At 72.6% G+C, this 17917-nt stretch carries 11 protein-coding genes; 3 read left to right on the forward strand and 8 right to left on the reverse strand.

Features of this window, described 5'->3' with window-relative positions; translation table 11 throughout:
• Positions 1 to 106: 106 nt before the first annotated feature.
• Complete coding sequence (locus LNK82_RS29455) at positions 107 to 1762, reverse strand: fatty acyl-AMP ligase (protein WP_230568522.1); 1656 nt, start codon at positions 1760 to 1762, stop codon at positions 107 to 109.
• A 286-nt stretch (positions 1763 to 2048) separates the two neighbouring features.
• Here LNK82_RS29455 and LNK82_RS29460 point away from each other — a divergent pair, with 286 nt between their 5' ends.
• On the forward strand, positions 2049 to 8144 hold the full coding sequence (locus tag LNK82_RS29460; RefSeq protein ID WP_230568521.1) for a type I polyketide synthase: 6096 nt from the start codon (positions 2049 to 2051) through the stop codon (positions 8142 to 8144).
• 52 nt (positions 8145 to 8196) lie between these two features.
• On the opposite strand, the gene LNK82_RS29465 is transcribed toward LNK82_RS29460, so the two are convergent.
• The 3 genes from LNK82_RS29465 to LNK82_RS29475 form a co-directional block, all read right to left on the reverse strand.
• On the reverse strand, positions 8197 to 9348 hold the full coding sequence (locus LNK82_RS29465; protein WP_230568520.1) for a S8 family peptidase: 1152 nt from the start codon (positions 9346 to 9348) through the stop codon (positions 8197 to 8199).
• A gap of 144 nt (positions 9349 to 9492) precedes the next feature.
• A complete protein-coding gene (locus tag LNK82_RS29470; RefSeq protein ID WP_230568519.1) occupies positions 9493 to 10440 on the reverse strand; it encodes a DMT family transporter in 948 nt (315 codons plus the stop codon).
• Positions 10441 to 10772: 332 nt separating this feature from the next.
• Entirely contained in the window at positions 10773 to 11573 is an 801-nt protein-coding gene (locus LNK82_RS29475) for a (2Fe-2S)-binding protein (RefSeq protein WP_230569955.1), read from the reverse strand.
• Between the two features lie 351 nt (positions 11574 to 11924).
• On the opposite strand from LNK82_RS29475, the gene LNK82_RS29480 reads away from it, so the two are divergent.
• Positions 11925 to 14483, forward strand: a complete 2559-nt coding sequence (locus tag LNK82_RS29480; RefSeq protein ID WP_230569954.1) for an ATP-dependent Clp protease ATP-binding subunit — start codon at positions 11925 to 11927, stop codon at positions 14481 to 14483.
• A 72-nt stretch (positions 14484 to 14555) separates the two neighbouring features.
• On the opposite strand, the gene pcp is transcribed toward LNK82_RS29480, so the two are convergent.
• A complete protein-coding gene (pcp, locus tag LNK82_RS29485; RefSeq protein WP_230569953.1) occupies positions 14556 to 15188 on the reverse strand; it encodes a pyroglutamyl-peptidase I in 633 nt (210 codons plus the stop codon).
• 18 nt (positions 15189 to 15206) lie between these two features.
• On the opposite strand from pcp, the gene LNK82_RS29490 reads away from it, so the two are divergent.
• Positions 15207 to 16178: an endonuclease/exonuclease/phosphatase family protein gene (locus LNK82_RS29490; protein ID WP_308257283.1), complete on the forward strand. Its 972-nt coding sequence runs from the start codon at positions 15207 to 15209 to the stop codon at positions 16176 to 16178.
• Here LNK82_RS29490 and LNK82_RS29495 read toward each other — a convergent pair.
• From LNK82_RS29495 to LNK82_RS29505, 3 genes are read right to left on the reverse strand one after another with little or no spacing between them, the layout of a single operon-like run.
• Positions 16150 to 16947, reverse strand: a complete 798-nt coding sequence (locus LNK82_RS29495; RefSeq protein ID WP_230569952.1) for an SIR2 family NAD-dependent protein deacylase — start codon at positions 16945 to 16947, stop codon at positions 16150 to 16152. The genes LNK82_RS29490 and LNK82_RS29495 overlap by 29 nt on opposite strands.
• Before the next feature lie 25 nt (positions 16948 to 16972).
• Positions 16973 to 17281, reverse strand: a complete 309-nt coding sequence (locus tag LNK82_RS29500; RefSeq protein WP_230569951.1) for an antibiotic biosynthesis monooxygenase family protein — start codon at positions 17279 to 17281, stop codon at positions 16973 to 16975.
• A 9-nt stretch (positions 17282 to 17290) separates the two neighbouring features.
• Entirely contained in the window at positions 17291 to 17902 is a 612-nt protein-coding gene (locus tag LNK82_RS29505) for a CGNR zinc finger domain-containing protein (RefSeq protein WP_230569950.1), read from the reverse strand.
• Between the last annotated feature and the right edge of the window lie 15 nt (positions 17903 to 17917).

A 17917-nucleotide genomic window follows, 5' to 3' on the forward strand; every position in this document is an offset into this window, starting at 1 on the left:
GACTTCTCCCGAAATTGTCGGACCTCGTCGGTAAGATCGAGAACAGGGGTCCCCCTGGGCGGGGACCTCCGCGACGCGTCCGGGCCTGCGGTCACGAGGTGGGCGGTCACGAGGTGGGCAGCAGGCCGGCGAGGTAGCGGTCGCGGCAGGCGGTGCGCGAGAGCTTCCCGCTGGACGTCTTGGGCACCGAGCCCGGTTCGACCACGAGCACGTCCAGCACCCGCACGTCGTGATGTCGGGACACGGCGGCGCGCACGCGGGCGCGGACGCGGGACTGGTCGACGGCCGCGCGCGGCACCTTCGAGGACCGCTCGGCGACCACCACCATCGCCTCGCCGTCGACCGAGGGCACCGCGAACGCCGCCACGTGACCGCGCCGGATCACGTCGTCGGCCCCCTCCACCACCGCCTCCACGTCCTGCGGGTAGTGGTTGCGGCCGTCGATGACGATCAGGTCCTTGATCCGGCCGACCACGTACAGCTGGCCGTCGTGCAGCACGCCCAGGTCACCGGTGCGCAGCCAAGGTCCCGGCGGCGAACCCGGCAGCCGGGCGCCGAAGCCCTCCCCACCGGACCAATAGCCGGGCGAGACGTTCTCCCCGCACACCCAGATCTCGCCCACCCGGTCGCCGTCGACCCGCTCCCCCGTCACCGGGTCCACGATCGCGAGGTGCTGGTCGACCGCGCCGCCGCAGCCGACCAGCACGCTCGCCCGCTCCGGGTCGTCCTGGCGGACCGCGCGTCCTCGGGCGAGCGCGGCGCGGTCGAACCCGGTGGTCGTCGGCCGGGCGGCGGCGGTCACGAACACCGTCGCCTCGGCCAGGCCGTACGAGGGGCGCTGGGCGTCCGGCCGCAGCCCGCACGGCCCGAACGCCTCCTGGAACCGGGCCACCGTCGCAGCGTGCACCGGTTCGCTGCCGTTGATCAGCGCCACCGCGCCGCTCAGGTCCAACCCGGACCGTTCGGCCGCCGACACCCGCCGCACGCACAGGTCGTAGGCGAAGTTGGGCGCGGCGCTGAGGACGTTGCGCCGCCCGTGCATGGCCCGCAGCCACCGCGAAGGCCGGTAGAGGAACGCCGACGGGTCCATCAGCACCGCCTCGACACCGGTCACCAACGCCACGCCGACGCCGAGCACCAACCCCATGTCGTGGAACAGCGGCAGCCAGCTCACCGGCGACGCCACCACGTCGACCAGGCGGTAGGCGGTGAGCGCCTGGCGCACGTTGACCCGGAGGTTCCGGTCGGTCACCACCACACCGGCCGGTGCCCGCGTGGAGCCCGACGTGTACTGCAGGTAGGCGGGCCCGCCGAGCCGTCGCACGGGTGGTTCGGCGGACGGCGGCACGCTGCCGACCACCACCACGTCCAGGTCGAGCGCGGCGGGCGCGTCGGTGAGCGCGACGGTCGGCGCGCAGTCGCGCAGGATGCCGTCGAGGCGTTCGCGGTGGCCGTCGCCGGTGATCGGGAACAACGGCACGGCGAGCACGTCGGCGTACAGGCAGGCGACGAACGCCACCACGTAGTCCAGCCCTTGGGGCAGCAACAGCAGCGCGCGGTCGCCTGGCGCGCACCGGCGCCGCAGCTCGGCGGCCACGCCGCGGGCCCGTGCGTCCAGCTCGGCCCAGGTGATCGAGACCGGCACGCCGCGCGGGTCCGCCTCGTGGTCGAGGAACGTGAAGGCGGTGCGGCCGGGCCGGTCGCGGGCCCAGCGCAGCACGGCGTCCACGACCGTGCCGGTGGTGGTCGCGGTGACCGTCATGAACACCCTCTCCTCTGACAAAATCCCGAAATAGGTTTTGTGCGGTCGTCACAACTTTTGCCGAAGTGATTTCCAGCACGCCGGGCGCAGAAGCTACCGACGAGTAGAAGAACTGTCAACGACTACTTCCCGCGACCGGTCATTGACCCGATCAGCCTATTGTTCACCGGCGTTCGACCAGGCCACGATCGTTCGCACGCCGCAGACACCCGGATCACGGACGTGTCGTCCACCGCCTCACAAATACGTCGAGGCGTTTTTGTGGAAATCGTATGAAAGGTGACTCATGACCGGCTTCGACACGCCCGCGGAAGCGGAACTCCGCGCGTGGTTGGTGCGCGGCGTCGCGGAACTCGCCGACCTCGCCGAGGGCGAGGTGGACGTCGACCAGCCCTTGGCCGAACTCGGCCTGTCCTCACGTGACGCCGTCGTGCTCGCGGGCGCGTTGGGCGAGTTCCTGGACGTGCCGCTGCCCCCGACCGTGCTCTACCAGCACCCCACCATCGCCCGCCTGGCGCGCCACCTGGCCGGGCACGAGACCACGCCGGACACGGGGCCCGACCGTCCCGTGGACGAGGGCATCGCGGTGGTCGGCGTCGGCTGCCGACTGCCCGGCGGCGTCGACGGCCCCGACCGGCTGTGGGACTTCCTGCGCTCGGGCGGTGACGCGGTCACGCCCGCGCCGCCGGACCGGTGGCCCGGCCTGCCCGACGGCACGCCCCGGTTCGGCGGCTTCCTGCCCGACATCAGGGGTTTCGACGCCGAGTTCTTCGGCATCGCGCCGCACGAGGCCGCGTTGATGGACCCGCAGCAACGACTGGTGCTGGAGGTGTCGTGGGAGGCGCTGCACCACGCGGGCATCGCGCCGGACACGTTGCGCGGCAGCCGGACCGGCGTGTTCGTCGGCATCTCCACCGGCGAGTACGGCACGGCGAGCGCGGCGGACCTGAGCCGGGTGGAGCCCTGGACGGCGACCGGCGGCGCGTTGAGCATCGCCGCGAACCGGCTGTCGTACCTGCTGGACCTGCGCGGGCCGAGCCTGGCGGTGGACACGGCGTGCTCGTCGTCGCTGGTCGCCGTGCACCACGCGTGCCAGAGCCTGCGCGCGGGCGAGACGGACGCCGCCGTGGTCGCGGGGGTGAACCTGCTGCTCGGGCCGGCCGTCACGCTCACATTCCACCGGGCGGGCCTGCTGTCGGCCGACGGGCGCTGCAAGCCGTTCGACGCCGCCGCCGACGGTATCGCCCGGGCCGAGGGCTGTGCCGCGGTCGTGCTCAAGCGCCTGTCGGACGCGAGACGGGACGGCGACCGGGTGCTCGCGGTGATCCGGGGCAGCGGCGTGAACTCCGACGGGCGCTCGAACGGGCTGATGGCGCCGAACCCGCGGGCGCAGGCCGATCTGCTGCGCCGGGTCTACGCGGACGCGGGCGTCGACCCGTCCCGGGTGGACTACGTGGAGGCGCACGGCACCGGGACGCTGCTCGGCGACCCGATCGAGGTGGGCGCGCTGCGCGAGGTGCTCGGCCAGGACGAGGCTGCCCGCGACAACGGGCCGTTGCTGCTCGGGTCGGCGAAGTCGAACTTCGGCCACGCCGAGTCGGCCGCCGGTGTCATCGGGCTGGTGAAGGCGGTGCTGGCGGTACGGCACGGCGAGATCCCGCCGAGCCTGCACTTCCGCGCGCCCAACCCGCACATCGACTTCACCGGCTTGCGCGTGGTGACCGAGCCGACGCCGTGGCCGCGGTACTCGGGCCGGATCACGGCGGGTGTGTCGTCGTTCGGGTTCGGCGGCACGAACGCGCACGTGGTGCTGGAGGAGGCGCCCGCGACCGACCACGCCGACCGGCCCGACGGCCCCGCGTTCCTGGTGGTGTCCGGCACGTCCGAGGGGCGCGTGCGGCGGCACGCCTCGGCGTTGGCCGAGTGGCTGGCCACGACGCACGCCGACCTGCACGACGTGGGCGCGACCTTGGCCCGACGTCGTGGACGTGAGCCGCACGCCGCGGTGGTCGCCGGGCACGACCGGACCGCGGTGGTGGCCGGGTTGCGCGCGTTGGCCTCGGGAGAGCGCCCCGTGAGCAGGGCCGAACGTCGCACCGGCGCCGTGTGGGTGTTCTCCGGGTACGGCTCGGGCTGGGCCGGGATGGGACGTCGGCTGCTCGACGCGGAACCGGTGTTCGCGGCGGCGGTGGACGAGGTGGACCGGCTGATCGCGCCGCACTCGGTGCGGTCGTTGCTGGAATCGCCGTCGGACACCTTGGGCGACGGCCAGATCGCGTTGTTCGGCGTGCAGGTCGCCCTGGCCCGGCTCTGGGAGTCACGCGGGCTGCGGCCGGCGGCGGTGATCGGGCAGTCCGCGGGCGAAGTCGCCGCGGCGGTGGTGAGCGGCGCGTTGTCCCTCGCCGACGCCGCCCTCGTGATCACCACCAGGGCCCGGCTGCTGGACGTGGTCGACGCGGCGGGCGGCGGCGGGATGGCTGCGGTCGACCTGCCCGCCGACGAGGTGGACGACCCGGCGCTGTCGGTCGCGGTGCACGCCGCACCACGCCGCTGCACGGTGTCCGGCCCGGCGGACCGGCTCGCCGCCCTGGTCGCCCGGGTCGAGGCGGGCGGCGGGACGGCGCGCGTGCTGCCGCTGCGCACCAGCGGCCACTCCCCCGCCGTCGAGCCGGTGCTGGACGAGCTGGCGTCGGCCCTGCGCGAGGTGGCCGGACGGCGTGGTGACGTGCCGCTGTACGGGACCGTGCTGGCCGATCCGAGGCACGCGCCGCCGTTCACCGCCGCCTACTGGGCCGCGCACATGCGCCACCCGGTGCGGTTCACCCAGGCCGTGACCGCTGCGATCGAGGACGGCTTCACCGCGTTCCTCGAGGTCTCGCCGCATCCCGTGGCGCTGTCCGCGATCGCCGAGCACGCGCCCTCCCTCGCGCTCGTCGGCTCGCTGCGCCGGGACACCGACGACGTCCGCACCTTCCACGACAACCTCGCGTCGCTCCACCTGCACGGCCTGGTGCCCGCCCGAGGAGTCACCGACGTGCCGACCGCGCCCTGGGAGCACCGTCCGCACTGGACCACTCCCCCGACCCGTCCGGCGGACCGGCACCCGCTGCTCGGCGACCACGTCGAACTGCCCGACGGCACGCACGCGTGGCACGCCGACGTAGGGCTGGCCGCGCTGCCGTGGCTGGGCGACCACCGGGTGCAGGACACCGCCGTGCTGCCCGGCGCGGCGTACGTGGAGATCGCCCTCGCCGCCGGCGCGCAGGTGGTGCCGGGTCCGCTCGCGGTGCGTGACGTGGCGTTCGAGGCGCTGCTCCCCCTGGCCGACGAGGTCCCGCTGAGCACCACGTTCCGGGCCGGACGCGTCGAGGTGCACGCGAAGACCGCCGACGGGTGGGTCCGGCACGCCACCGCCACCGTCGTGCCGGGCGAAGAGCGCGGCGCCCCACCGCCGGTCCGCAGTGGACTCGAACCGGTGGCCTTGTACGAGCGGCTGGCCGAGGTCGGGATGAACTACGGTCCGGCCTTCCGGGGCGTCCGGTCCGCCCTGGCCGGCGCCGGTGCGGCGAGTTGCCTGGTCGACCGGCCGGACGGCCCGGACCGCATGTTGCGGCTGCCGCCGACGCTGCTCGACTCGTGCCTGCACGCGCTCGCCGCCGCCGCGCTCGACCTCGCCGCCGGTGGGCCGTACCTGCCGGTCGGCATCGGCGCCGTGCGGCTGCACGGTGACCCGCGCCGTGCGCACCGGTGCGAGGCCGTGGTCCGCGAGAGCGGCGGCGGTGAGCTGACCGGGTCGGTGTGGCTCCACGACGACGCCGGCACCCTGCTGGTGGAGGTCGTGGACGTCCGCGTGCGGCCGGCGTCCGTGGCGTTGCCCGGGCCGGCGTTGGAGATCGGGTGGGAACGGCACGACCTGCCCGCCGTCGAGGACGCGTCCCGCACGTGGCTGCTGCTCGCCGACTCCCCGACCCTGGCCCGCGTCCTGATCGACGCCGGCCAGCACGTGACGACCGATCCCTCGGCGGCGGCCGACGGGATCGTGTTCGTCCCCGGTGGTCTCGAACAGGACTTGGCGCGGTTGTCGGCGTTGGCGCACGACGCGCGGCGGTTGTGGATCGTCACGCGGGACGCGGCGTGCGTCCTGGACGGTGAGGCGGGCGTGCCGGAGCAGGCCGCGTTGCGCGGCGCGGTGCGGGTGTTGGCGTTCGAACGGCCGCAACTGCGGGCCACGATCGTGGACGTCGACGACGTCGCGGTGCTGCCGCGCGAACTCCTCGCCGACCGGGCCGACGACGAGGTCGCCTGGCGTGGTGGCGTGCGGTACGCGGCACGGCTGCGGCGCGCGGAGGTCGACGTGCCCGCGACGGGGTCGGTGGTCGACTCGGGCGCGTACCTGATCACCGGCGGATTGGGCGCGTTGGGGCTGGTCATGGCCCGGTGGCTGGCCGAACGCGGTGCCGCGCGGATCGTGCTGTGCGGTCGTCGTGAGCCGTCGCCGGACGCGCGGGCCGAGGTGGCGAAGCTGCGGGCGCTCGGCGCGGACGTCGTCGTGGTGACCGGTGACGTCGCCGAACCCGGCGTGGCCGAGCGGGCGGTGACGGCGGCGGTGGACGGCGGGTCGCGGCTGTGCGGGGTGGTGCACGCGGCCGGTGTGCTGGCCGACGCGCCGTTCGACCGGCTCGACCCGGCCGACGTGCGGCGCGTGCTGCGGCCCAAGGTCGACGGCGCGCTGCGGCTGCACGAGGCGACGGCCGGGTGTCGGCTGGACTGGTTCGTGGTGTTCTCCTCGGCGGCGGCCCTGCTCGGCTCGCCCGGCCAGGCCGCGTACGCGGTGGCCAACGCGTGGCTGGACGGGTTCGCCCGGTGGCGGCGGGCGTCGGGGCTGCCCGCCACGACGATCGACTTCGGCGCGTGGAGCCGGGTCGGGCTGGCCCGGGACAACGACAACCCGCTGCTGCGGCCGATCTCGCCGGCCGAGGGCGTGCAGGCGGTGGAGGCGTTGCTGCTGTCCGGACGGGTGGCGACCGGTGTGGTGAGGTTCGACCGGCGGCGGGTGGTGGAGCTGTTCCCGGGGCTCGCGCACCGGCCGTTCTTCGAGTCGTTCCTCCAGCCTTCGTCCGACGTGCCGGCGGCGGACCGGCTGAGCGCGATCGTGGCCAGGGTGATGGGTGGCGCGCCGGATCCCTCGCTGCCGTTGACGTCGCTGGGGTTGGACTCGTTGATGGCGATGCGGTTGCGCAACGCGGTCGAGCACGACCTGGGGGTGGAGCTGCCGGTGCCGCTGCTGCTGCGCGGGGCCAGCCTGCGTGACGTCGAGCGTCACCTCTCCGGGGTCGAACGTGGGGCTTCGACCCGGGTCGAGCCGCGCGACCCGACCGAGCGGTGGCTGTTCGGGCTGTGGGCGGAGGTGCTGGGACGGCGGGACTTCGGCGTGCGCGACGACTTCTTCGCCCTCGGCGGCTCGCGGGAACGGCTGCTGGCGCTCGTCCGCCGACGGGTCGCTGCCGACGACTCCCTGTTCACCTCGCCCACCGTGGAGGCGATGGCCGAACGGCTGCGTGCGGCGTTCGAGGACGCGGGCGGGCCGGTGCGGGTGCTGCGCGCGGGCGGGTCGCGGCGGCCGGTGCACCTGTTCCACCCTGCGGGCGGCCCGACCAGCGTGTACGAGCCGTTGGTCGGGTTGCTGGAGGACCGGCCCTGCTACGGGTACGAGCGGATCGACGAGGTGCCGGACATCCCGGCCAAGGCGGCGCGGTACGTGGAGCTGGTGCGGTCGGTGCAGCCGTCCGGGCCGTACGTGCTGGGCGGCTGGTCGTTCGGCGGGTGCCTGGCGCACGAGGTGGCGTGCCTGCTGCTGGACGAGGGCGCCGAGGTCGAACTGGTGGTGATGATCGACACGGTCCGGCCGCTGCCCGCGCCCGAGGTCTCGCCCGCCGACCTCGTGCGCCACCGGTTCGCCCGGTACGTCCAACACGTCGAGGAGGTCTACGGCGCGTCGGTCGAGCTGCCGTGGGAGTCGTTGTCCGCGTCGGACGACGTGGGGCAGATCGACGCGGTGCTCGCCGCCGTCGCCGACCTGGGCATCAGCCCCGGCGCGCTGCGCCACCAGCGGACGTCCTACCTGGACGCGCGGGCGGCTGAGCGGTTCACGCCGCGGCACTACCCGGGCCGCGTCGTGTTCTACCGGGCGACCGACCGGGAGACGTTGACCACCGTGCTCGACCCGCGCTACCTGCGCCGGCAGGACGACGACGACCTCGGGTGGGCCGACGCGTGCGGCGTGCTGGAGGTCGTGCCGGTGCCCGGTGACCACCTCTCGATGGTGGACCTGCCGCACGTGTCCGTTGTCGCACGGCACCTCTCGGAGGTGTTGGACGCGTAGGGTGCCCCGGCGCGCGGGGTGAGGGCGCGAAACCCCCGCGCGCCGGGGACGGTCACAGGCCGTTGGTGAACAGCAGGCGGTTGACCGTGCCGCCGGTGCCGCCACCGCTGACGACGTTCGGCGTGGCGCCGGAGTTCAGCCAGTTGTGCACGGTGGCCGAGGGCTGGTCGCCGAACCGCTGCTTGTAGAGCGCGGCCACGCCCGCCACGTGCGGCGTCGCCATCGACGTGCCGCTCATCGTGCCCGCGCCGCCGGTGCGGACGGTCGAGACGATCGAGCTGCCCGGCGCGTAGAGGTCGACGCACGCGCCCGTGCTGGAGAACGACGACCGGGCGTCGGTGTTCGTGGAGGACGCCACCACGCTGGCCGTCTCCACCTTGCGCGGCAGGCGGTCGCACGAGTTGCCGCCGGTGTTGCCCGCCGAGGTGGCCAGGAAGACGCCCGCGGCGATCATGTTGCGGATCGCGGTCTCCAGGCTGGCCGACGCGGTGAAGTTCCACGACGTGTTGGCCACGGCCGGCTTGGTGTGGTTGGCGGTGACCCAGTTGATCGCGTTGAGCGCCGCCGTGGTGGTCGCGCCGCCGGAGCAGTTCATCATCTTCACGCCGTGCAGCCGCACGCCCTTGGCGATGCCGTAGGTGTTCGAGCCGATGGTGCCGGCGACGTGCGTGCCGTGGCCGTGGCAGTCGGTGTTGTTGCTGTCGATGCCGTTGTAGTCGAACGTGGCCCGGCCGCCGTAGTCCGCGTGACCCGGCGTGATGCCGGTGTCGATGATGTAGGCGTGCACGCCCGCGCCGGTGTAGGTGTACGTGTAGCTCGCCGACAGCGGCAGGTTGCGCTGGTCGACCCGGTCGATGCCCCACGACGGCGGGTTGGCCTGGGTGGCGTCGAGCGCGTCGGTGACGAGCACGTCCTGCTCGATCGTGGTGACCGCGGGGTCACGGCTGAGCTTGCGCAGCTGCGCCGGGGTGAGCTTGGCGGCGAAGCCGTGGAACGCCGCGTCCCAGACGTGGGTCGGCGTCACGCCGGCGGTGGCGGCCACGCTCGCGCCGCCGCGGGCCGTCGCGCCGAGGGTGACGATGTAGGAGTCCTTGATGGGGTGGACGGTCGCGGACGCCGTCGCGGTGACGATGTCGACCTGGTGCGGGGGTTCGGCCGAGGCGGTGGTGGCGGTGAGGCCGACGGCGGTGGTCGCGACGGCCACAACGGTGAGCGTTCGACGGAAAGGACGCACGGGTTGGCTCCTTCGGGTGAACCCGGGCGAGTGCGCCCCGACGCAGGGTTGACGGGGCGAACGGTCACTCGACCGAGGTTCAGACCAGCAGCCTGACCAGCGGTTATGCCATGGTCAACCGACGTCGGCCGAACGGCCGCCACCGCCGTCACGCTCGGTCGACATAACCGACAACTGGTAACGCCCGGTTCGCTCTCCCGGCCGCTTGGCCGGGGCCAACCGGGTCAGGGCGACCCCGACCAGGACCACGGCCATCCCGGCCACGATCCGTGCCGTCAGCGGCTCGTCCAGCACGATCGCGCCCAGCGCGACGGACACGACCGGCAGCAGGTAGCCGACCGTGGCGGCGCTGGTCGGGCCTTCGTCCTCGATGATCCGGTAGTTGAGGACGAACGTGATGCCGGTGCCGAAGACGCCGAGCACCACCACCGCGACGATCGCGGTGGCGTTGGGCGTGGCCGGGGTGTCGTCGAACGGGAGCATGAGGGCGGCCAGGCCCGTGGCGGCGGTGAGCTGGGCGGCGGACACCGCGACGGGGCCGCCTTCGCCGACCAGCTTGCGTCCCATGTAGGCGAACGCGACCGCGTAGCTGGCCGCCGCGCCGAGGAGGACGAGAGCGCCGACGCCGGCCAGGCCGTGCTGCCGCCAGGGGGCGAAGATCAGCAGGACGCCGGCGAAGCCGAGGACGAGGCCGGCCACCCGGACCGGCGTGACGCCGCGGTCCGTGCCGATCGCCAGTCCGATGAGGAGCGAGAACAGCGGGGTGGTCGCGTTGAGGACGCCCGCCACGCCGGAGTCGACGGTCTGCTCGCCGATCGCGAAGAGCAGGAACGGCAGGGCGTTGCAGAAGAACGCCGCGACCACCAGGTGGCCCCACAACCTCGCCGGGAACCTCTGCCGCCCGACCCCCGCCATGACCACCAGCACGGCCGCGCCGAGCGCGCACCGGATCACCGTGATCTGCACCGGCGACAACCCGGTCAGGGCCAGCTTGATCCACAGGAACCCCGACCCCCACAAGAGGGCCAGCACACCCAACCGCAGCACGCCACGTCCGGTCATGGGACCACCGTCCCCCACGACCACCTTCAAGAAAAGTGAAACATCATGACGCCACGTTAAGCAGCGCTACAACGTCGCTTCCACCTGAACGTAGAACTCGGGGTACCTGAACGTTCGACACGCGGGCGCCGAACGTTGGACTCGCGCGTGAGTCCTACGTTCACACCGCGCGTGTCGAACGCTCAGGACCCCCGAATTCAACGTTCAGGACACGCGAGCCGACCTGAGTGTTGAACTCGGGGGTCCTGAAGGTTCGACACGCGGGCGCTGAAGGTTCGACACGCGCGACCTGGAGGTTCGACACGCGGGCGCTGGAGGTTCGACACGCCGGGTCAGCAGACGCGGGGGCAGGTGGCGCAGGCGTCGGCGTTCGGCAGCACGAAGTGGAAGCAGCAGCTCTCGCGGCGGCGGGTCCAGCCCGTGTCCGTCGCCTTCAGGGTCGACGCCGAGGTGAACGGGTCGAGCTTGGCCGGCAGCAGCAGCGCCGAGTCCATCACGCCCGCCGTCTCGTCGCCGCACACCTGGCCCGCCGTCCACGCCGCGCTGTCCAGCGCGTCCGTAGCCGCCGCCCACAGCATCCGCCGCCCCAGCCGCACGGTCGGCCCGAACGCGCCCACGAACTGCGCGCTGTGCGCCGCGAACCGGGCCCTCAGCAACGCCGCCAACGCCGTCTCGTCGGCCACCACCGTCGCCGCCGGGTGGTCGGCCTCCGGGTCGTCCGGCAGGCACGCGAACTCGTCGTTCAGCAACGCCACCCCGACCACGTGCGGCCGGCCACCGGCCGCCACCTTGATCGCCACGTCGGCCGGCCGCAGCGACGGCACCCGCCGCGCGGTGTGGAACAGCAGCCCGCCCAGCACGCCGACGACGTTGAGGTACCAGCTCATGACGTAACCGGCCGTGGTGCGCTCGGGCGCCTCGCCGTGCTGCTCCCGCAGCCACTCCGCCAGCGCCTTGCGCCACGCGTCGAACCGCTGCGGCTCGCCGGTGAACTCCGAGCACAGGACCCAGTCGCCACGCTCGGCCGGCAGGCCGAACCGCACCTCGAAACCCTCGTACAGCGACACCTGCCCGAGCGACCGCGCGACGGGGGTCGTCACGTCGCACACCGTCGTCCGCGCCGGTACGGTCATGTCCAGAAGGTCCTCGTCGGTTGGAGATGCTCGCTTGGGTTGAGGCTTGCCTAACCTTACCGAGGTTCCCCTAACTTGCACCGCCTCGGTGACCCCGGTCACCCCCGGTGTCGCCGAACGGCTGAATGTTCGCGCTCAGCGGACAACGTCCGTTCCGTGGAATCCCGCTGGCAGATCACGCGTTGATACCGATGTCAGAGATCCCCGAAGACGGCTGCCTGCGATCGGGAACTGAGAGTGTCGGGGCTGACGACTACAGTGGTCCCACGGTGCCGCGCTCTCCAACGGTCAGCCAGACGGTCGGCCAGGGGTGAGCCCGAGGACCGCCGGCGCAGCAGTCAGGGAGTGCGAATGTTCGAAAGGTTCACCGACCGCGCGAGGCGGGTGGTTGTCCTGGCCCAAGAAGAGGCCCGGATGCTCAACCACAACTACATCGGCACCGAGCACATCCTCCTGGGGTTGATCCACGAGGGTGAAGGTGTCGCCGCCAAGGCGCTGGAGTCGTTGGGGATCGCGCTGGAGGGCGTCCGCCAGCAGGTCGAAGAGATCATCGGCCAGGGTCAGCAGGCCCCATCCGGCCACATCCCCTTCACCCCGCGCGCCAAGAAGGTGCTCGAGCTGTCACTGCGCGAAGCGCTGCAGCTCGGACACAACTACATCGGCACGGAGCACATCCTGCTCGGCCTGATCCGCGAGGGCGAGGGCGTCGCCGCGCAGGTGCTGGTCAAGCTCGGCGCGGACCTCAACCGGGTGCGCCAGCAGGTCCTGCAGCTCCTGTCCGGCTACTCCGGCGGCAAGGAGCCGGCCGAGTCCGGCGGCCGCGGTGAGGGCACCCCGTCCTCGTCCCTGGTCCTCGACCAGTTCGGGCGCAACCTGACCGCCAGCGCGCGGGAGGGCAAGCTCGACCCGGTGATCGGGCGCACCAAGGAGATCGAGCGGGTCATGCAGGTGCTGTCCCGCCGCACCAAGAACAACCCGGTCCTGATCGGCGAGCCCGGCGTGGGCAAGACCGCCGTCGTCGAGGGCTTGGCCCAGATGGTGGTCAAGGGCGAGGTGCCCGAGACGCTGAAGGACAAGCAGCTCTACACGCTGGACCTGGGTTCGCTGGTCGCGGGCTCGCGCTACCGCGGTGACTTCGAAGAGCGCCTGAAGAAGGTGCTCAAGGAGATCCGCACGCGCGGCGACATCATCCTGTTCATCGACGAGATCCACACCCTGGTGGGCGCCGGCGCCGCCGAGGGCGCGATCGACGCCGCGTCGATCCTCAAGCCCATGCTGGCCCGGGGCGAGCTCCAGACCATCGGCGCGACCACCCTCGACGAGTACCGCAAGTACGTCGAGAAGGACCCCGCCCTGGAGCGCCGGTTCCAGCCGATCCAGGTCGGCGAGCCGTCGCTGGAGCACACGATCGAGATCCTCAAGGGTCTGCGGGACCGGTACGAGGCGCACCACCGCGTCTCGATCACCGACTCCGCGCTGGTCGCCGCCGCCACGCTGGCCGACCGGTACATCAACGACCGGTTCCTGCCGGACAAGGCGATCGACCTCATCGACGAGGCGGGCGCGCGGATGCGCATCCGCCGGATGACCGCGCCGCCGGACCTGCGCGAGTTCGACGAGAAGATCGCCGACGTGCGCCGGGACAAGGAGTCCGCGATTGACGCGCAGGACTTCGAGCGCGCCGCGAAGCTCCGCGACCAGGAGAAGACGCTGCTGGGCCAGAAGGCCGAGCGGGAGAAGCAGTGGAAGGACGGCGACCTCGACGTCGTCGCCGAGGTGGACGACGAGCAGATCGCCGAGGTGCTGGCGAACTGGACCGGCATCCCCGTGTTCAAGCTCACCGAGGAGGAGACCACGCGTCTGCTCCGCATGGAAGACGAGCTGCACAAGCGGATCATCGGCCAGGTCGACGCCGTCAAGGCGGTCAGCCAGGCGATCCGCCGCACGCGGGCGGGTCTGAAGGACCCGAAGCGCCCGTCGGGCTCGTTCATCTTCGCCGGCCCGTCCGGTGTCGGCAAGACCGAGCTGTCGAAGGCGCTGGCGAACTTCCTGTTCGGCGAGGACGACGCCCTGATCCAGATCGACATGGGCGAGTTCCACGACCGCTACACGGCGTCGCGCCTGTTCGGCGCCCCTCCCGGCTACGTCGGCTACGAAGAGGGCGGCCAGCTCACCGAGAAGGTGCGCCGCAAGCCGTTCTCCGTGGTGCTGTTCGACGAGATCGAGAAGGCGCACCAGGAGGTCTACAACACGCTGCTCCAGGTGTTGGAGGACGGCCGCCTGACCGACGGTCAGGGCCGGACGGTGGACTTCAAGAACACCGTCATCATCTTCACGTCCAACCTGGGCACGTCGGACATCAGCAAGGCCGTCGGCTTGGGCTTCACCTCGGGTCAGGACACCGCGTCCAACTACGAGCGCATGAAGAACAAGGTCAACGACGAGCTGAAGAAGCACTTCCGGCCCGAGTTCCTCAACCGCATCGACGACATCATCGTCTTCCACCAGCTCACGCAGGACGAGATCATCAAGATGGTGGACCTGATGATCGCCCGTGTCGAGACGCAGTTGAAGAACAAGGACATGGCGATCGAGCTCACCGATCGCGCGAAGATGCTGCTGGCCAAGCGCGGGTTCGACCCCGTGCTGGGCGCCCGGCCGCTGCGTCGCACGATCCAGCGCGAGATCGAGGACCAGCTGTCGGAGAAGATCCTGTTCGGGGAGATCCAGCCCGGCCAGATCATCATCACCGACGTCGAGGGCTGGGACGGCGAGTCCGAGGCCGACGACAAGGCGCACTTCACCTTCCGCGGCGAGACCAAGCCGCTGCAGGTGCCGGACGCCCCGCCGGTCGACCTGGCCGCCTCCGGTGGCGACTCGGGCGGCGACTCGGACTCCGAGTCCGCCTGATGTGACGATCGACCGAAACGCCCCCCGGGTCCGCCCGGGGGGCGTTTCGCGTTCCGGCCGGTGGGCGCCGGGTCAGTGCAGGGTGCCGGCGGTGACGCGCAGGTCGGTGGACGTGGTCAGCGACGTGCGGACGATCAGCTCCAGCGCCCGCGCCGTCGTGGCGACGGGCAGGTTGGGGTGACCGCCCGCCTCGGCCTGCTCGGGCGAGAACGGCACGTGCACGAACCCGCCGCGCACGTCCGGGTGCTCGGTCGCGATCAGGTGCATGAGGCCGTAGAACACGTGGTTGCACACGAACGTGCCCGCCGAGTGCGACACCGACGCCGGGATGCCCTCGGCCTCCAACGCCGCCACGCACGCCTTCACCGGCAGCCCGGTGAAGTACGCCGCCGGCCCGCCGGGCGCCACCGGCTCGTCGATGGGCCGCGCGCCCGCGTTGTCCGGGATCCGGGCGTCGTCCAGGTTCACCGCGACGCGCTCCGGCGTGATCCCGGCCCGTCCACCCGCCTGCCCGACGCACACGACGAGGTCGTAGCGGCGGGCGGCGAGGACGTCGCGCAGCACGGCGATCGACTCGCCGAACACGCACGGCAGGCGCAACTTCACCAGGCGGTAACCGTCCGGTCGCACCACGTCGACCGCGTCCCACGACGGGTTGGTGCGCTCCCCGCCGAACGGCTCGAACCCCGTCAGCAACACGTCCACTCGGGCAGACTAGATCGCGTGGTCGACATCGAGGAACGCCGCACCAGGCGCAAGGGGACGACGTTCCTGCTGGTGGTGGCGGCCATCGCGTTCCTGCTCGCGGCGTTCACCCGGCTGCTCGGCATCGACGGCACCCGGCACATGCTCGCCACGACCGCCCTCACGCCCTACTTCACGGCGGCGGGCGTGGCGCTGGGCGCGCTGGCGCTGCTGCTGCGGCGCTGGGCGGTCGGCACGGTGACGTTGCTGGTCGCGGTGGTGCTGGTGGCGGCGGTCGCGCCGCGGGCGTTCCCCGACTCACGGCCGGTCGGCGTCGGCCAGGAGGTCACCGTGATGGCGGCGAACCTGCTGGTCGGGATGGCCGACGCGGAGGTGGTGGTGGCGGCGGTGAAGGCGCACGACGTCGACGTGCTCACGTTGCAGGAGCTGACCCCGGAGATGGTGCGCGACCTCGAGCGCGCGGGCCTGGCCGAGGTGCTGCCGTACCGGCACTTCCTGGACGAGCCGGGCGGCTCCGGCTCCGGCGTCGCGTCGCGCTACCCGGTGTTCCCGCGCACGCTCACGCCGCCCAGCACGTTGCGCCAGGCGGGCGCGCTGGTCGACGTGCCCGGCGAGGACCTGGAGGTGCTGTCCGTGCACCCGCTGCCGCCGGTGGTCGACGCCGGGCCGGAGAACTGGCAGCGGGACATGGCGGGCCTGCCGGAACGGGAGCTGGACGGGCCGGTGCGCGTACTCGCGGGCGACTTCAACGCCACCCTGGACCACGTGGGCCTGCGCCGGCTGCTCAACACCGGCTACGTCGACGCGGCCGACCAGGTGGGCGCGGGCCTGGACCCGACCTGGCCGTCCGGCGCGCTGTGGCCGCCGCCGGTGGCCATCGACCACGTGCTGGTCGACGAGCGGTGCCCGGTGGAGGAGTTCACGGTGGTCGACATCCCCGGCTCGGACCACCGGGCCGTGGTCACCCGATTCGTCGTGCCAGCTCGGTGATCGCCGCCAACGCGCCCATCGGCAACGACACGCCGCGCCCGTGCCGCACCTCCGGCTCGCGCGGGTTGATCCTGATCAGCGCGCCCGACGCGGCACTGGCCAGCTCCGCCTGACGCCGCACGGTCGGCACCGCGACACCCGCCCCGAGTTCGAGCACGGCGAGGTTCCGGTGCGCGCGCCGCCACTGCGCCAGGGCGTCCAACGCCTTCTGCGACGGCCCGCCGACCCACGACCAGTCGCCGAACATGAGGATGTTCGGCCGCGCGAGCCCACCGCAGTTGCGGCACGACGGCAGCGGCCCGGTCGCGCGCATCGACCCGGGGTCCACGTCCACCACGACGTCGTCGGCGGGCCACACGTCGTCCGTGCACGGCTCCACGCACTGCAGGTGGTGGATCGACCCGTGCACCTCGGCCACGTCGGCGAACCCGGCGCGCTGGAACTGGCCGTCCACGTTCGACGTGAACACCCGCGCGCCCCACTCCCGCAGCACGCGGAACCCGTCGTGCGGCACCGTGCGCCGGTACAGGTCGAGCCGGTGCCCGTAGAAGCCCCACGCGAGCGTCGGGTCCTCCGCGAAGTGCACCGGGTCGGCGAGTTCCTCGAACCGCAGCCCGAGCCGCTCGTAGGGCGGGTACGCCTGCCAGAAGCCGGTCGCGCCGCGGAAGTCGGGCAGGCCGGAGTCGACGCCGATCCCCGCGCCCGCGCACACCAGCACCGCGTCGGCGGAGGAGATCAGCTCCGCCGCGCGGTCGAGCGCCTCGTTCACCGCTGGGATGACACTTCCGGGGGGATCACTTCTTCGCTTCGGAGCTGAGCACGACCTCGAACTCCAGCAGGTCCGACCCGGTGCCGACCGGCTTGGCGCGCTCGCCCGAGTGCGCCTCCTTGGCCCGGCCGCCCATCCAGTTCTGGAAGTCCTCCTCGGTCTCCCACTGCGTGACCACGAAGTACCGGTCGTCGCCCTTGACCGGCCGCAGGAGCTGGAAGCCGAGGAAGCCGGGCTCGGAGTCCACCGCGCCCAGTCGCGCGGCGAACCGCTTCTCCAGCTCCGGGCCCGAGCCGTCGGGCACGTGGATCGCATTGATCTTCACAACCGCCATGCCCCGACGTTACTGCGCCGCGGCCGGTTCCGTCTCGTGGCGGGCCCGGTGCGCGCGGACCTTGTGCCTGTTGCCGCACCGCTCCATCGAGCACCAGCGGCGGTTGCCCGCCCGGGAGGCGTCCACGAACAGCAGGCCGCAGTCGGCCGCCGAGCACGCGCGCACACCGCCGTGCGCGACGAGCTCGACCGCGTCACGGGCCGCCGCGCCGAGCACCTGCGTGCCGGTGATCGGCCGGGCCCAGGTGAGCGCGCGCGTGCGCGGGTCGACGACGGGCCGCGGCGTCTCGGCGGTGGCCGCGTTCAAGACCTCCAGGCCCTCCGCCGGCAGGTCGGCGCCCCGGACCATCGCCCGCGCGACGCCCCAGAACGCGTCGCGCAGCCGCTTCACCGCGACCAGTTCGGCTTCGGTGACGCGCACGTCGGCCGCCGTGAACGGCGCGGTCGCGGCGAGGCGCGAGTCGACCAGCCACGCGGCCAGGTCGTCCGGCCGGTGCAGCGCCTCGAACACCCGCAGCTCGCCCGGGCCGCCGCTGACCAGCAGTTCCATCGCGAAGCTGCCGGGGTCGAAGCGGAAGCTCTGCCCGTCCGGGCGCGTCAGCGTCCTCGTCCACGTCGCCATGTAACCACTGTAGCC

The organism is Saccharothrix luteola (assembly GCF_020859565.1).
In the GTDB taxonomy this organism is placed as follows: Bacteria; Actinomycetota; Actinomycetes; order Mycobacteriales; family Pseudonocardiaceae; genus Actinosynnema; species Actinosynnema luteola.

Excerpts from the sequence above, each read along its gene's own strand:
- LNK82_RS29475 (WP_230569955.1), bottom strand. The coding sequence starts at position 11,573 with ATGACCGTACCGGCGCGGACGACGGTGTGCGACGTGACGACCCCCGTC.
- LNK82_RS29460 (WP_230568521.1), top strand. The coding sequence starts at position 2,049 with ATGACCGGCTTCGACACGCCCGCGGAAGCGGAACTCCGCGCGTGGTTG.
- LNK82_RS29500 (WP_230569951.1), bottom strand. The coding sequence starts at position 17,281 with ATGGCGGTTGTGAAGATCAATGCGATCCACGTGCCCGACGGCTCGGGC.
- LNK82_RS29505 (WP_230569950.1), bottom strand. The coding sequence starts at position 17,902 with ATGGCGACGTGGACGAGGACGCTGACGCGCCCGGACGGGCAGAGCTTC.
- LNK82_RS29480 (WP_230569954.1), top strand. The coding sequence starts at position 11,925 with ATGTTCGAAAGGTTCACCGACCGCGCGAGGCGGGTGGTTGTCCTGGCC.
- LNK82_RS29470 (WP_230568519.1), bottom strand. The coding sequence starts at position 10,440 with ATGACCGGACGTGGCGTGCTGCGGTTGGGTGTGCTGGCCCTCTTGTGG.
- LNK82_RS29455 (WP_230568522.1), bottom strand. The coding sequence starts at position 1,762 with ATGACGGTCACCGCGACCACCACCGGCACGGTCGTGGACGCCGTGCTG.